The sequence below is a fragment of the Qipengyuania zhejiangensis genome (assembly GCF_035607565.1).
Lineage (GTDB): Bacteria > Pseudomonadota > Alphaproteobacteria > Sphingomonadales > Sphingomonadaceae > Qipengyuania > Qipengyuania zhejiangensis.
Genome location: NZ_JAYKGO010000003.1, coordinates 733,512 through 746,898, shown reverse-complemented (window position 1 = coordinate 746,898; position 13,387 = coordinate 733,512). Strand labels below are relative to the sequence as shown.

Sequence of the window (13,387 nt, the reverse complement as noted above, 5' to 3'; positions counted from 1 at the left end):
GTTTGCTTATGCGGATCCCGCGCAACCTCCTCTTCTACGCTGCGTTCTATCTCGGTTCGATCGTGATCACTTCGTGCGCGCTGGCATCCCTGCCCTTCAGCCGCGATGCGTTCCGCGCGCGTGTGCGCAACTGGTCGCAATGGCAGCGCTGGTGCCTCGTCAACCTGCTGGGATGCGAGATCGTGCTGGAAGGCGCGCCGCAGGACGAACCGGTGCTGTATGCGATCAAGCACGAGAGTTTCTTCGAGGCGATCGATGCGCCCGCCCTGTTCGATTGCCCCAGCGTGTTTGCCAAGGAAGAGCTGTTTCGCATTCCCTTGTGGGGACGTGCGGCGGCGGCTTTCGGGCTGGTGCCTGTCGCGCGCAACCAGGGGGCCAAGGCGCTGATGCAGATGATCCGTTCGGCCAAGGCGCTGGCGGCCGAAGGACGTCCGCTGGTGATCTTCCCCGAAGGTACGCGCGTCCCGCACGGCGAACACCGGGAACTGCAGGCGGGTTTTGCCGGCCTCTACAAGATGCTCGGTCTGCCGGTCGTGCCGGTCGCGGTGGACAGCGGGCCGGTTTACCACCGATTATGGAAAAAACCCGGCCGGATCACCTATCGTTTTGCCGATCCGATCCCGCCCGGCCTGCCGCGCGGCGAAGTGGAAACGCGGGTGCGCGAGGCAATCAACGCGTTGAATTAATGATCCGACCGGCCGAAGTCCGGGCGCGCATCGTCCTGGCCTTCCTCGATGATCGAGCGGCGGATTGCGCGGGTGCGTTCGAACAGGTCGAACAATGTGTCACCGTCGCCATTGCGGATCGCCCGCTGGAGCGCGGTGAGATCTTCGGTGAAGCGCCCCAGCACTTCGAGCACGGCATCGCGGTTGGACAGGAACACGTCGCGCCACATGGTGGGATCGGACGCCGCGATGCGGGTGAAGTCGCGAAAACCCCCGGCGGAATATTTGATCACTTCGCCGCGGGTCACATCCTCCAGATCGGAAGCTGTGCCGACGATGGTGTAGGCGATGAGGTGGGGGATGTGGCTGGTCACGGCCAGGACGAGATCATGATGCCCCGCCTCCATCACCTCGACCTTGGCACCCAGACCTTCCCAGAAATCGGAAACGCGCTGCAGCGCCTCGGGCGGGGCGCCCTCGGGCGGGGTCACGATGCACCAGCGGTGGCGGAACAATTCGGAAAAGCCCGCGTCGGGGCCGCTCTTTTCGGTTCCGGCCACGGGGTGGGCGGGAATGATCGTCACTCCCGGCAGTGCGCGCGCCAGGCCTTCGGCAACGCTGCGCTTCGATGAGCCGACATCGCTGACCACGGCGTTCTGGGGCAAGGCATGGGCAATGGCTCGCGCTGCGCCTTCCATGGCACCCACCGGTACGCACAGGATGACGAGTTCGGCGTCGCGAACGGCGTCTTCGGCGGTGTCGCAAACGGTGGTGACGAGACCGCGTTCAGCGGCCCGGCGGCGGACATCGGGATCGGCATCCCATCCCGTTACCGCGATCTGTGGCAGCATCGCCTGCGTGGCCAGCCCGACCGAACCGCCGATCAGCCCAAGGCCGATGATGGCAACGCGCTGCGTGGTCATGCGCCGGCCTCGCACAGGCCGCGCAGGATAGTGGCGATGGTGTCCATTTGTTCTTGTGTTCCGATCGTGATGCGCAGCGCCTCGGGCAGGCCTTGTCCGGGCAGGTGCCGCACGGCGAAGCCGCCTTCGGCGATGGCGTCGAGCGCCTGGGGCGCGCGCACCGCGCCCTCGAACAGCACGAGCACGAAATTGGCCTTGCTGGGAAGCGCGCGGAGCCCGTGATTGCCCAGCGCTTCAAGCTGCCCGACGAATCGTGCGCGAACCGCGTTGTTGGCATCGCGCGAACGGGCAACGAATTCCGGATCGCCAAGAGCCGCCATGGCGGCCTTCTGGCCGCTCTCGGTAACATTGAATGCCCCGCGCAAGCGGTTCAGCGCATCGACCAGATGCGGCGCGCCGGTGGCCCAGCCGACCCGTTCGCCAGCAATACCGAACGCCTTGGAGAAAGTCCGCGTGACAAGCACGTTGTCATGCGCGGCGGCGAGGGCGAAACCGCCGTCGTCCTCGCCCTCTTCGAGATATTCCGCATAGGCCTGATCGACCACCAGCAGCACGTCGCGCGGCAGGGCGGCATGGAGGCGCGCGATTTCGTCTTGCGGCAGCCAGGTCCCGATCGGGTTGTTCGGATTGTCGACCAGCACCACCCGCGTTCGCGGGGTAACCGCCGCCAAAATCCTGTCCACATCGGGCGCATAGTCGTTGTCTTGGGCCAACACGACATCGGCCCCCACCTTGTGTACCAAGAGAGGGTAGAGCGAGAAGGAGAAGCGCGGAAAAACCACCTCGTCGCCCGGTCCCGCAAATGCCTGCACGGCCCCGTGCAGAAGTTCGCCCGAACCCGTGCCGCACACGATGCAGGCCGGATCGATGCCGTGCGCCGCGCCGATCGCCTGGCGCAATTCGCGTGCGTCGGGATCGGGGTACAGGTGCGGCCCATGACCCGTGGCCAGGGCTTCCAGCACGTCCGGGCTGCACCCCAACGGATTTTCGTTTGCCGACAGTTTGGCCAGCGGGCGACCATCGGCCGCCTTCGACTTTCCGGGGACATAGGCGTGGATTTGTTCGATCCACGGTTTCATGATGGGTTTGTCTGCCATTTCGGCTTTGCGGCATGAAAGAATATCGGCCCTTCGACAAGCGCAAGGCTTGCGGTTAGAGGCAGGGTTTGATTGTTTCGCCCCAAGGTCCGATTTTGTCCGCCACTTCGCAAACCCTTGTCCTGCCGGATTCGCTGCCGCTCGATGGCGGCGGTGAACTGGCGCGGGTCGAGGTGGCGTTCGAGACGTATGGCACGCTCAACGAAGACCGTTCGAACGCCATTCTGCTGTGCCATGCGCTGACCGGCGATCAATATGTCGCCAGCCCCCATCCGGTGACCGGCAAGCCGGGCTGGTGGGAACGCATGGTCGGACCCGGCAAGCCCATCGATACCCAACGCTTCCACGTGATCTGTGCCAATGTCATCGGCAGTTGCATGGGTTCCACCGGCCCCGCCAGCGCAGCGTCCGACGGGCGCCCCCATGCCATGCGATTCCCCGTGATCACCGTGCGCGACATGGTGCGCGCGCATGTCGGCTTGCTGGATGCGCTGGGCATCGCGCGGCTCCATGCGGTGGTCGGCGGATCGATGGGCGGGATGCAGGCACTCAGCCTCGCGGCCAACTGGCCCGATCGGGCCGCGCGCGTGCTGGTAATTGCATCGACCAGCCGCCATTCCGCGCAGAACATCGCTTTCCATGAATTGGGGCGGCAGGCGATCATGGCCGATCCGCGCTGGAATCAAGGCGATTACTATGACGGCGAATCGCCGGACAGCGGTTTGGCCGTGGCGCGCATGGCGGCCCACATCACCTATCTTTCGGAAGAAGCGCTGACCGAAAAATTCGGCCGCAACCTGCAGGACCGCGACGCCAAGAGCTTCGGTTTCGACGCCGATTTCCAGGTCGAATCCTACCTCCGCTACCAGGGCAGCGGGTTTACCCGGCGTTTCGATGCCAACAGCTATCTCTACATCACCCGCGCCATGGATTACTTCGATCTTGCCGAAGAGCATGGCGGGCGGCTGGCCAACGCCTTCGCGGGCAGCGAGGCGCGCTTCTGCCTCGTCAGCTTCGACAGCGACTGGCTTTATCCCACGGCGGAAAGCCGCCATGTGGTGCACGCGCTGAACGCCGCAGGTGCCGCGGTGAGTTTTGTCGAACTGTCCGCGCCGCACGGGCATGACAGTTTCCTGCTCGACGTTCCTGCGCTGGATCGGGTTATCGGGGGCTTTCTCCATGGCTGACCAGACGGGCACCCTGCGCCCCGACCTTGCGGTGATCGCCCGCCACGTGCGGCCCGGTACCCGTGTCCTCGATATCGGGTGCGGCGATGGCGCGTTGATGGCGGCGCTGCGGCAGGACGGCTGCGACGTTCGCGGGATCGAGATCGAAGGCGCGCTGGTCGAACGCTGCGTCTCGCAGGGGCTTTCGGTGGTGCAGGGCGATGCCGACAACGATCTGGCGGATTATCCCGACAAGGGGTTCGATTATGCGGTTCTGAGCCAGACGCTCCAGACCGCGGCGCGGCCCGACCGGATGCTCGACGAATTGCTGCGCGTCGGCACCCGTGCGTTCGTCAGCTTTCCCAACTTCGCCCACTGGCGCACCCGCGCTGCGTTGATGTTCGGCGGCCGTATGCCGGTGACCCGCGCGCTGCCGGTCAGCTGGTACGAAACGCAGAACATCCACCACGTGACCGTGGCCGATTTCCGCGAACTGGCCGCCGAAAAGGGCGCCCGGATCGAGAACGAATGGTTCTTTGCAGGCGGGCGACCCATCCGGCGCACGGCGGCAAACGGCCGGGCGGAATTCGCGGTGTTCGAATTGTCGCGCTGACGCGCCGACCTGTCAGGCCCCCAGGCGCTCCGCGTGCCAGGCCACGTGCTCGGCCATGAAGGTCGAGATGAAATAATAGGAATGGTCGTACCCTTCCTGCATCCGGATCGTCGGTTTCATGCCCGCTTTTGCGCACGCCAACGAAAGCAGTCCGGTCTTCAGCTGGTCCTCGAGGAAATTGTCTGCCGTGCCCTGGTCCACCAGCAGGTGATGCGCCCGCGCGCCGTCTTCGATCAGCGCAACCGCATCGTATTCGCGCCAGGCTGAACGATCGTCGCCCAGGTAGCGGGTCAACGCCTTTTCCCCCCACGGAACCTGCGATGGAGCCACGATTGGCGAAAAGGCGCTGATCGACCGGAACCGGTCGGGATTGCGCAGGCCGATGGTCAGCGCGCCGTGGCCGCCCATGGAATGGCCCGTGATGCCCTGGCGCGCCATGTCGGCGGGGAAATTCGCCGCGATCACGGCGGGCAGTTCGCTCTCGACATAGCTGCGCAAACGGTAGTTTCTGGACCACGGCTGTTGCGTTGCATCGACATAGAAACCGGCGCCTTTGCCAAAATCGTACTCGTCTGCCGCATCGGGAACGCCCTCGCCGCGCGGGGACGTGTCGGGAGCCACGAAAATGACGCCGTGTTCGGCGCAGGCGGCACGGCATTCACCCTTCTCGGTGACATTTGCGTGGGTGCAGGTCAGCCCAGAAAGATACCACAGCACCGGCAATTTCGCCCCTTGCGCGTGAGGCGGGACGTAGACGGAAAAGGTCATGTCGGTCCCGGTTGCCTGCGAGGCGTGCGAACACACGAATTGCGTGCCGCCGAAGGCGATGTTCTGGGACTGGTATTCGATGATCATTGCGGCTCCGATGCGGGAATCTCTGCGATGCGCGGCCCGTGGCCCCAATGGCGCAGCAGGTCGAGTATGTGCGCGCCGGATAGCCCCAATGTCGCGGTATTCCGCAAGGGATGGACGTTTACGCGGCCCTGTGCAGCCAGGCGGGCGTCCAGCACCACGGATACGCTGCCGGGTTCCGCGTTGATCATGGCCAGCGGGGTGACCGAACCGGGCGTAATGCCCAGCAATCGGTCCATGTCCGCCGGTTTTCCGAAACTGACCCGTTTGCAGCCGATGGACTCGGGCAGCGCCTTGAGATCGACACGCGCCGCAGCGGGCACGGTCAGCAGCCAGAAGGCTCCGCCGGTATCCTTGAGAAACAGGTTCTTGGTGTGGGCGCCGGGAATGTCGGCGTCGACCGCCCGGCTTTCCTCGACCGTGAAAACCGCTGCGTGTTCATGGGCGGCAAAGGGGATTGCCAGCGCCGAAAGGTCGGCCAGCAATCCCGCTTCGCCGCGGTGCTTCAAGCGTTAGGAACCCATGCGGTGCAACGCGCACAGCTTGTTGCCGTCGGGGTCCCGAAGATAGGCCAGATACATGCCCGAACCGGGGCGTTCGCCGGGCGGATCTTCGATCGCCGTGCCGCCGGCTTCGACGCCCGCCGCGTGCCAGGCATCGGCCTGTTCCGGCGTCATCGCCAAACCGATCGTGCAGCCGTTACCCGCCGTGGCAGGCTTGCCGTCGATCGGGGGGGTCACGAGGAATGCACCGCCGTTGTGCAGGTACATCAACCGGCCCTTGTCGTCCTTGATTCCTTCGCGGCCGCCAATGGCCTTGAAGGTCGCGTCGTAGAACTTCTTCGAACGATCGATGTCGTTCGTTCCCACCATCATGTGACTGTACATCGGCTCTCTCCTTGAGTTTCGATTCGCTACCTTACCGGCCCGTTCGATCCGTTCAATAGACCACGACGCTGCGGATGCTTTCGCCCGAATGCATCAGGTCGAAGCCCTTGTTGATTTCATCGAGCGTAAGCGTGTGGGTGATCATCGGGTCGATGGCGATCTTGCCGTTCATGTACCAGTCCACGATCTTGGGCACATCGGTGCGGCCCTTCGCTCCGCCGAACGCGGTGCCGCGCCAGTTGCGCCCCGTGACCAGCTGGAACGGGCGCGTGGCGATTTCCTTGCCCGCTTCGGCCACCCCGATGATGATGCTGGTTCCCCACCCCTTGTGGCAGCATTCCAGCGCCTGGCGCATGACATCGGTGTTGCCGGTGCAGTCGAAGCTGTAATCCGCACCGCCATCGAGCAGTTCGACGAGGTGGGCGACCACGTCCTTCGTTTCCTTCGGATTGACGAAATCGGTCATGCCGAACTTTTCGCCCCATTCCTTTTTGGAGTTGTTGATGTCGACGCCGACGATGCGATCGGCGCCGGCCATCCTGGCGCCCTGGATGACATTGAGGCCGATCCCGCCGAGGCCGAACACGACCACATTGTCGCCCGGCTGGACCTTGGCTGTGTTGACCACCGCGCCGACGCCGGTTGTGACCCCGCAGCCGATGTAGCAGCTGGTTTCGAACGGCGCGTCCTCGCGGATTTTCGCAACCGCGATTTCCGGCAGCACGGTGAAGTTGGAAAAGGTCGAACAGCCCATGTAGTGATAGATCGTCTGGCCGCGGTAGCTGAACCGGCTGGTTCCGTCGGGCATCAGGCCCTTGCCCTGCGTTTCACGGATTGCGCTGCACAGGTTGGTCTTGCCCGAAAGGCACATTTTGCACTGACGGCATTCGGGCGTGTACAAGGGAATTACATGATCGCCGGGCTTTACGCTGGTAACGCCGGGGCCGATCTCGCGCACCACGCCGCAGCCTTCGTGCCCCAGCACCGACGGGAACAGCCCTTCGCTGTCCAGTCCGTCGAGGGTGTAGGCATCGGTGTGGCAGATGCCCGTTGCCATGATTTCCACCAGGACTTCGCCTGCCTTGGGGCCTTCGAGGTCCAGTTCGACGATTTCGAGTGGCTGGTTCGGTGCAAAGGCAACGGCGGCGCGGGTCTTCATGGGCAATGTCTCCTGTTGCGTCGGGGGTTAGGGAAGCCGCGCGCGGGCCGCAAGCGAAGTTGCTTGCGGTTAAGGCGGCGCAGGATAGGCTGGCGTTCATGACACTCATTCTTGCCGCATCCTTGCTGGCCGCGCAGGTCGCGGCACCGCAGATCATCGAAACGTCGCCCGTCCCGCTCGATCAGACGCAGCAGATCGCCCTGCGCTGTTCGGTCGCCTTTGCGCTGGCATCGCGGCAGCAGCAGGACGGAACCGTCGCGGATGAAAGCTGGCCCGAACTGGCCGAGCGGGGCCGTGAGTATTTCGTGCGCTCCATGGCCCGCATAATGGACGAAACCGGCGCAACGCGGACCGGGCTGGGCGAATATTTGCGCCCCGAGAGCGAGGCCTTGCAGCAACCGGGCAGGCTTGAGGAAATCATGCCTTCCTGCCTGCTGATGCTCGACGCATCGGGATTGTAACCGCCGTTCAGCGGCAAGTCAGCACGGCTGCCTCAGGTGGGCGCATCGCAGAACGTCTATTTCGGGGAACCCGGTCATGCGCACACTGATCCTGCCTGCCGCCATCATGGCGATGGTTGCCACACCTGCCGCCGCGCAGGCTGCACCACCGCAAGACGCGCCGCCGCTGGCGGACATGGCCGACCAGATGCGCGATCCCGATCGCCAGCGCGACATGGCGCTGATGGTGCAGACGATGACCGAAGTGTTGCTGGATATGCCGATTGCCTCGCTGGCCAAGGCTGCGGCCGAAATGGCGGGCGAACAGGCCGAAGCGGTCGATCCCGATCTGACCTTGCGCAAGATGGCTCCCGATGCCGGACAGGTCAGCGAAGGCGTGGCCGTTGCGGTCCCGCGTGCGATGCAGGCGATGGGCGGTATGGCCGAAGGTCTGGCAGCGATGATGCCCGCCTTGCGTGACATGGCGGACCAGTTGAAACGCGCCCTTCCGCCCCAGGACTGATTTAACCGGAAAAATCGCCGTTCGCCCCGTGCGCACCAGTGGACGCGCGGGCGCCGCTGGTGCATGGGTATACGTTCCATGTGGCAGCTCCATCAGTTCCCTTTGTGCCCCTTCAGCCGCAAGTTGCGCCTGCTGATGGGCGAAAAGAATGTCGCCTATGAACTGGTGCGGGAAAATCCGTGGGATGCGCGCGAGGAATTCTGGCAGCTCAATCCTGCGGGCCGTACGCCAGTGCTGCACGATCCGTCACGGCGGATCACGCTGAACGACAGCCAGGCAATCTGCGAATTCCTGGAAGAAACGGTCGAACGCAATCCCATGATCAACGGGTCCGCACTCCAGCGTGCGGAAATCCGCCGTCTGGTCGCCCTGTTCGACGAAAATTTCTACAACGATGTCACTATGCCGCTTCTTCATGAACGGATGAAGAAACGCCTCTTCCTGCGCCAGCCGCCCGATTCGCGCGTGCTGCGCGAAGCGATGAAGATGGCGCACGGTCATCTCGATTACATCGACTGGCTGGTGGACACGCGCAACTGGGTCGCGGGATCGACCCTTGGGTTGGCCGACCTTGCCTGTGCCGCTCAGATTTCGGTTGCCGACTATCTCGGCGGGATCGACTGGAAGGGCCATGACCAGGCGCGCCACTGGTATTCGGTGATGAAAAGCCGCCCCAGCTTCCGCCCGCTCCTGTCGGAAAAGATGGAAGGCCTGCCGCCGCCCGCGCATTACGCGATGGTCGACGCCTGACCCTTCATTTCTGGCACACCGGGCAGAACCACGTGCTGCGCCCGCCCTGGACAAACCGCCGGATGACGCCGCCGTCGTCGCGGTGGCAGGCCTGCCCCTCGCGCCCATAGACATCGAAGCGCGTCGCAAAATAACCCAGCTCCCCGTCGGGCTGCGCGAAATCGCGCAAGGTCGATCCGCCATCCCGGATCGATTGTTCGAGCACCTCGCGGATCATCGGCACCAGTCGTTCCAGCTGCGGCATGGTCACCTTGCCCCCGGCTTTGCGCGGGTGAATGCCGCTGCGCCACAACGCCTCGCACACATAGATATTGCCAAGACCCGCGATAATCCGCTGATCGAGCAGCAGCAGCTTGATGGCCTGTTTGCGCCCTTTGGTCGCCGCGCGCAGATGCGCGGCGGTCAGCAGGTCGCCCAGCGGCTCGGGGCCGAGCGCTGCGAACGGCGGCCATGCATCCAGTTCGGGCGCCAGCAACAGGTCGACCGAACCGAACCGGCGCGGATCGTTCAACGCAAAGACGTGCTCCGCCGTTTCCAGGACCAGGTGATCGTGCTTTTCGGGCTGGTCAGGATCGATCCGCCAGCGGCCACTCATCCCCAGGTGGAACACCATGGCATGATCGCGATCGGTATGAAGGATGCCGTATTTTGCGCGCCGCGTCAGCCCCGATACCGTGGCGCCGGTCAGGGCCTGGACCAGATCGGGCGGGAAGGGGCGCCGCATGTCGGGCCGGTTGACGCGGACACTGACGATCCGTTCCCCCTGCAGGAACCGGGCAAGGCCGCGGACGGTTGTTTCGACTTCGGGCAGCTCTGGCATGGACTTCCCTCTAACACCCTTTGCGCTGGTCTCAATTCCCCCTAAGGCACCGCCCCATGAACGAAACTGTTTCCTTCGGATACGAAGACATCGATGCAGAGGAAAAGACCGGTCGCGTGGGCGAGGTCTTTTCCAACGTCGCCGCCAAATACGACATCATGAACGATGCGATGTCGGGCGGGATGCACCGATTGTGGAAAGACCGCTTCGTTCGCCGGGTGAAACCCCAGCCGGGCGAAGCGATCCTCGACATGGCGGGCGGCACGGGCGACATCGCCTTTCGCATGGCCGAAAGGGGCGCCAGCGTCACGGTGTCCGATATCAATCAGGACATGCTGGATGTTGGTATCGAACGCGCGATGGATCGCGGGATCGACGGGCTGGTGTGGAGCCGCCAGAACGCAGAAGAACTGGCGTTCGAGCGCGGCGTGTTCGACGCCTACACGATCGCGTTCGGCATCCGGAACGTGACCCATATCGACCGGGCCCTGAAAGAAGCGCACCGGGTTCTGAAATACGGGGGGCGGTTCTACTGCCTCGAATTCTCGACCGTCGAATGGCCCGGATTCAAGGAAGCGTACGACCTTTATTCCCACAAGCTCGTGCCGCGGATCGGCAAGGCCATCGCCGGGGACGAGGAAAGCTACCGTTACCTGATCGAATCGATCCGCCGATTCCCCGACATGCCCGGTTTCGAAGCGATGATACGCGATGCCGGTTTCGCAAACACGCGGGTCGAACCGATCATGGGCGGCCTGGTTGCGATCCATTCGGGGTGGAAGGTCTAGCCGCGTGGCACGACCTTCGACCCATATTTTCCGCCTGCTGACGTGGGGGCGCACGCTTGCCAGGCACGGCGCGCTGCGCGGGATCGAACGCGATCCCAACACACCGCCCCAGGTCAAGCGCCTTGCACGGATCGCGCGGTTCGGAACGGTCCAGCCGCGCGAGCCGGATTACGCGGGGGCTTTCCGCGACATCGGTCCGGCTGCGATCAAGCTGGGCCAGACACTGGCCACCCGCCCCGACCTTGTGGGCGAGGATGCAGCACGCAACCTGCTGAGCCTGCAGGACGACCTGCCCCCGGTGGCCTTCGAACTGATCAGGCAGAGCATCGAGACGAGCTTCGAACAGCCTCTCGAGGCGCTATACAGCGAATTCGATCCTGTGCCCGTTGGCGCCGCGTCCATCGCGCAGGTTCACCGCGCCGTGACGACCGAGGGGCGTGCGGTAGCGGTCAAGGTGCTGCGCCCCGGCGTCCGCGAACAGTTTGCGCGCGATATCGACACCTACGAATGGGCGGCGGCCCATCTCGAAAGCCTGGGCGGGGAAGCCACGCGGCTGCGGCCCCGGCTGACCATCGCCAATTTCAAGCGGTGGACCAACCGCGAGCTGGATTTGCGGCGTGAAGCGGCTTCGGCATCCGAACTGGCCGAGCACATGATCGGCACAGCCGGGTACGAAATTCCCGATATCGACTGGGACCGGACCAATGGCCGGGTGATGACCATCGACTGGATCGACGGTATCAAGATCAGCAATGTCGAGGCGCTAAAGGGCGCCGGCCACGACACCGCCGAAATCGCCAACCGCCTTGTGCTGGCCTTTCTGAAGCAGGCCATTTCCGCGGGCTTCTTCCACGCGGACATGCATCAGGGGAACCTGTTCGTGAAAGCGGACGGGACCATCGCGGCCATCGATTTCGGGATCATGGGCCGGATCGACCGGCGTGCGCGCATGTGGCTGGCGGAAATTCTCTACGGCCTGACCACGGGCAATTACAAACGCGTCGCGGAAATCCACTTCGAGGCGCAATATGTGCCCAGCTATCACAATGTCGATGAATTCGCGACGGCGCTGCGCGCGGTGGGCGAACCGATGCGCGGCAAACCGGTGAGCGAGCTTTCGGTCGGCCAGATGCTGGACGGCCTGTTTGCCATCACGCGCGATTTCGACATGCAGACCCAGCCGCACCTGCTGTTGCTGCAGAAAACCATGGTGATGGTCGAAGGGATCGCCACCCAGCTCAACCCCAAGATCAACATGTGGGATGTGTCCGCGCCGTTCGTGCGCAGCTGGATCCGTGACGAACTGGGCCCCGAAGCCGCCATCGCCGACCGCATCCGCACCGATACCGAAACCCTGTTGCGGATCCCCGAACTGGTCCGCCGCATCGAGGATACCTACCCGGCCAAGGGGGGCGCGCCTGAACCGCCGCCGCTGCCCGACATCCAATTGATGTGGGAAAAGCGCGCCGCAAAGGAGAATTCCCGGGGGCTGCTGGGCTATGCCGTGGCCGCACTGGCAGGGGGTCTCGCAGCATGGGCGGCGATAACGCAAGGGTTGATCGGCTGACGGGGACCGATGCGGCGCCCGCCTGGGACCGCTTCGCCCACTGGCGCGCATGGCCTGCGCGCGCCGTAATTGTCGCGCTGGTCGGCCTGATGGTCCTGGCGGCCCTGACCCCGCTTACCGCGAGCATGGACGGAACGCCGTCCGAAGTGCCTGAATTTTCCGCGCCAACGGCGGGCGCTCCGGCAAAAACGCCCGAACGCGACGAAGACCTTGCCTTCTACGATCGCGTGATCGAGCGGATCGAAGGCGGCGAAAACTATTACGACTTTATCGTCGAAGAACAGCGGGTGCGCGATTATCCGGTGCATCCGGGTGTGGCCGTGCGCTTGCCGACGCTTGCCTATATTCACGCCGTTGCCGGCGAAGGCGGACTGATCGGGTTGGCGGTTGCGTTGATGCTGGCGGTGGTGTGGGCATGGTGGCGCAGGCTGGGCGATGAACCTGGCGGCGAACCGGTCAGGCGGATCGGGGCGGCCCTCATGTTTCTTGGCGCATCGCTGGGCCTCAACCGGTATTATTTCGTCCTCCATGAATTGTGGGCCGGGATGCTGGTTGCGCTTGCCTTCGGGCTGCATCGTCCCGGTCGCTGGGGTTGGGCGCTGGCTGTGTCCGCGCTGGCACTGGCCATTCGCGAACACGTGCTGCCCTTCGTGCTGCTGATGGGCGCGATGGCGGCATGGCGTCGCGATTGGAAAGAAGCAGCGGCCTGGTCCGCGCTGGTGGCGATTTTCCTGGCGGCAATGGCGTGGCACCTGGCGCTGGTTTCCCCCCATGTCCTGCCGGGCGATCCCGAAAGCCCCGATTGGCTTGTGTTGCGCGGGCTGGGCGGCTGGCTGGGCAATATCGTATTGTCGTCGAACCTGCGTTTTCTGCCGCATGAATTGGCCGGACCCCTGGTCCTGCTGATGGTTCTGGGCTGGGCCGGATGGAAATCGGATGCGGGTGCGACCGGCACCTTGCTGTATCTTGGCTATGGCCTCGCCTTCATGATCGCGGGGCGCGCCAACAACTTCTACTGGGGCGCCGTCATCGCGCCGACGATGTTCGTCGGGCTGGCGTTCGTGCCGATGGTGCTTCGTTCGCTCTTCTCGGCTGCGCGAGGTGCACGATGACCTTGCCCGACCGCCCACTTGCCCG

16 protein-coding genes are annotated in these 13,387 nt (G+C 64.2%); 9 read left to right on the top strand and 7 right to left on the bottom strand.

The window, feature by feature from the left end; translation table 11 throughout:
• Positions 1–8: 8 nt before the first annotated feature.
• On the top strand, positions 9–686 hold the full coding sequence (locus VR863_RS11360; protein WP_324828582.1) for a lysophospholipid acyltransferase family protein: 678 nt from the start codon (positions 9–11) through the stop codon (positions 684–686).
• Here VR863_RS11360 and VR863_RS11355 read toward each other — a convergent pair.
• The gene (locus VR863_RS11355; RefSeq protein WP_324828581.1) at positions 683–1,588 is read right to left on the bottom strand and encodes a prephenate/arogenate dehydrogenase family protein; all 906 of its coding nucleotides are present in this window, start codon (positions 1,586–1,588) and stop codon (positions 683–685) included. The two genes, VR863_RS11360 and VR863_RS11355, sit on opposite strands and share 4 nt — an antisense overlap.
• A complete protein-coding gene (locus tag VR863_RS11350; RefSeq protein WP_324828580.1) occupies positions 1,585–2,685 on the bottom strand; it encodes a pyridoxal phosphate-dependent aminotransferase in 1,101 nt (366 codons plus the stop codon). The genes VR863_RS11355 and VR863_RS11350 overlap by 4 nt, the downstream gene beginning before the upstream one ends.
• Before the next feature lie 95 nt (positions 2,686–2,780).
• Here VR863_RS11350 and metX point away from each other — a divergent pair, with 95 nt between their 5' ends.
• Both metX and metW read left to right on the top strand, forming a co-directional pair.
• The gene (gene metX / locus VR863_RS11345) at positions 2,781–3,872 is read left to right on the top strand and encodes a homoserine O-acetyltransferase MetX (protein WP_324828579.1); all 1,092 of its coding nucleotides are present in this window, start codon (positions 2,781–2,783) and stop codon (positions 3,870–3,872) included.
• Entirely contained in the window at positions 3,865–4,464 is a 600-nt protein-coding gene (gene metW / locus VR863_RS11340; protein WP_324828578.1) for a methionine biosynthesis protein MetW, read from the top strand. Before metX ends, metW begins: the two co-directional genes overlap by 8 nt.
• A 12-nt stretch (positions 4,465–4,476) precedes the next feature.
• Here the strand turns inward: metW and fghA are convergent, their stop codons facing one another.
• Genes fghA through VR863_RS11320 form a run of 4 tightly spaced genes read right to left on the bottom strand, consistent with a single transcriptional unit; the run spans position 4,477 to position 7,362 of the window.
• Positions 4,477–5,319: an S-formylglutathione hydrolase gene (gene fghA, locus VR863_RS11335; RefSeq protein ID WP_324828577.1), complete on the bottom strand. Its 843-nt coding sequence runs from the start codon at positions 5,317–5,319 to the stop codon at positions 4,477–4,479.
• Complete coding sequence (locus VR863_RS11330; protein WP_324828576.1) at positions 5,316–5,825, bottom strand: prolyl-tRNA synthetase associated domain-containing protein; 510 nt, start codon at positions 5,823–5,825, stop codon at positions 5,316–5,318. Before VR863_RS11330 ends, fghA begins: the two co-directional genes overlap by 4 nt.
• A 3-nt stretch (positions 5,826–5,828) precedes the next feature.
• The gene (locus VR863_RS11325; RefSeq protein WP_324828575.1) at positions 5,829–6,203 is read right to left on the bottom strand and encodes a VOC family protein; all 375 of its coding nucleotides are present in this window, start codon (positions 6,201–6,203) and stop codon (positions 5,829–5,831) included.
• Positions 6,204–6,255: 52 nt separating this feature from the next.
• Entirely contained in the window at positions 6,256–7,362 is a 1,107-nt protein-coding gene (locus VR863_RS11320; RefSeq protein ID WP_324828574.1) for an S-(hydroxymethyl)glutathione dehydrogenase/class III alcohol dehydrogenase, read from the bottom strand.
• A 98-nt stretch (positions 7,363–7,460) separates the two neighbouring features.
• Here VR863_RS11320 and VR863_RS11315 point away from each other — a divergent pair, with 98 nt between their 5' ends.
• The 3 genes from VR863_RS11315 to VR863_RS11305 all read left to right on the top strand — a co-directional run bounded on the left by VR863_RS11315 (position 7,461) and on the right by VR863_RS11305 (position 9,075).
• Positions 7,461–7,823 carry a hypothetical protein gene (locus VR863_RS11315; protein ID WP_324828573.1) on the top strand — a complete coding sequence of 121 codons (363 nt, stop codon included), beginning with the start codon at positions 7,461–7,463 and terminating at the stop codon, positions 7,821–7,823.
• 76 nt (positions 7,824–7,899) lie between these two features.
• Entirely contained in the window at positions 7,900–8,325 is a 426-nt protein-coding gene (locus tag VR863_RS11310) for a hypothetical protein (RefSeq protein WP_324828572.1), read from the top strand.
• A gap of 78 nt (positions 8,326–8,403) precedes the next feature.
• Positions 8,404–9,075, top strand: a complete 672-nt coding sequence (locus VR863_RS11305; RefSeq protein ID WP_324829265.1) for a glutathione S-transferase family protein — start codon at positions 8,404–8,406, stop codon at positions 9,073–9,075.
• Between the two features lie 4 nt (positions 9,076–9,079).
• On the opposite strand, the gene mutM is transcribed toward VR863_RS11305, so the two are convergent.
• Positions 9,080–9,895, bottom strand: a complete 816-nt coding sequence (mutM, locus tag VR863_RS11300; RefSeq protein ID WP_324828571.1) for a bifunctional DNA-formamidopyrimidine glycosylase/DNA-(apurinic or apyrimidinic site) lyase — start codon at positions 9,893–9,895, stop codon at positions 9,080–9,082.
• Between the two features lie 56 nt (positions 9,896–9,951).
• Between mutM and VR863_RS11295 the strand changes: the two genes are divergently transcribed.
• The 3 genes from VR863_RS11295 to VR863_RS11285 are packed head-to-tail and all read left to right on the top strand — an operon-like array spanning position 9,952 to position 13,362.
• Positions 9,952–10,683 carry a class I SAM-dependent methyltransferase gene (locus tag VR863_RS11295; protein ID WP_324828570.1) on the top strand — a complete coding sequence of 244 codons (732 nt, stop codon included), beginning with the start codon at positions 9,952–9,954 and terminating at the stop codon, positions 10,681–10,683.
• A gap of 4 nt (positions 10,684–10,687) precedes the next feature.
• Positions 10,688–12,250 carry a 2-polyprenylphenol 6-hydroxylase gene (ubiB, locus tag VR863_RS11290; RefSeq protein ID WP_324828569.1) on the top strand — a complete coding sequence of 521 codons (1,563 nt, stop codon included), beginning with the start codon at positions 10,688–10,690 and terminating at the stop codon, positions 12,248–12,250.
• Positions 12,217–13,362, top strand: coding sequence for a hypothetical protein (locus VR863_RS11285; protein ID WP_324828568.1), 1,146 nt, complete (start codon positions 12,217–12,219; stop codon positions 13,360–13,362). The genes ubiB and VR863_RS11285 overlap by 34 nt, the downstream gene beginning before the upstream one ends.
• Positions 13,363–13,387: the final 25 nt, after the last annotated feature.

Excerpts from the sequence above, each read along its gene's own strand:
- VR863_RS11360 (WP_324828582.1), top strand. The coding sequence starts at position 9 with ATGCGGATCCCGCGCAACCTCCTCTTCTACGCTGCGTTCTATCTCGGT.
- VR863_RS11355 (WP_324828581.1), bottom strand. The coding sequence starts at position 1,588 with ATGACCACGCAGCGCGTTGCCATCATCGGCCTTGGGCTGATCGGCGGT.
- VR863_RS11350 (WP_324828580.1), bottom strand. The coding sequence starts at position 2,685 with ATGGCAGACAAACCCATCATGAAACCGTGGATCGAACAAATCCACGCC.
- metW (WP_324828578.1), top strand. The coding sequence starts at position 3,865 with ATGGCTGACCAGACGGGCACCCTGCGCCCCGACCTTGCGGTGATCGCC.
- fghA (WP_324828577.1), bottom strand. The coding sequence starts at position 5,319 with ATGATCATCGAATACCAGTCCCAGAACATCGCCTTCGGCGGCACGCAA.
- VR863_RS11325 (WP_324828575.1), bottom strand. The coding sequence starts at position 6,203 with ATGTACAGTCACATGATGGTGGGAACGAACGACATCGATCGTTCGAAG.
- VR863_RS11320 (WP_324828574.1), bottom strand. The coding sequence starts at position 7,362 with ATGAAGACCCGCGCCGCCGTTGCCTTTGCACCGAACCAGCCACTCGAA.
- VR863_RS11315 (WP_324828573.1), top strand. The coding sequence starts at position 7,461 with ATGACACTCATTCTTGCCGCATCCTTGCTGGCCGCGCAGGTCGCGGCA.
- VR863_RS11310 (WP_324828572.1), top strand. The coding sequence starts at position 7,900 with ATGCGCACACTGATCCTGCCTGCCGCCATCATGGCGATGGTTGCCACA.
- VR863_RS11305 (WP_324829265.1), top strand. The coding sequence starts at position 8,404 with ATGTGGCAGCTCCATCAGTTCCCTTTGTGCCCCTTCAGCCGCAAGTTG.
- mutM (WP_324828571.1), bottom strand. The coding sequence starts at position 9,895 with ATGCCAGAGCTGCCCGAAGTCGAAACAACCGTCCGCGGCCTTGCCCGG.
- VR863_RS11295 (WP_324828570.1), top strand. The coding sequence starts at position 9,952 with ATGAACGAAACTGTTTCCTTCGGATACGAAGACATCGATGCAGAGGAA.
- VR863_RS11285 (WP_324828568.1), top strand. The coding sequence starts at position 12,217 with ATGGGCGGCGATAACGCAAGGGTTGATCGGCTGACGGGGACCGATGCG.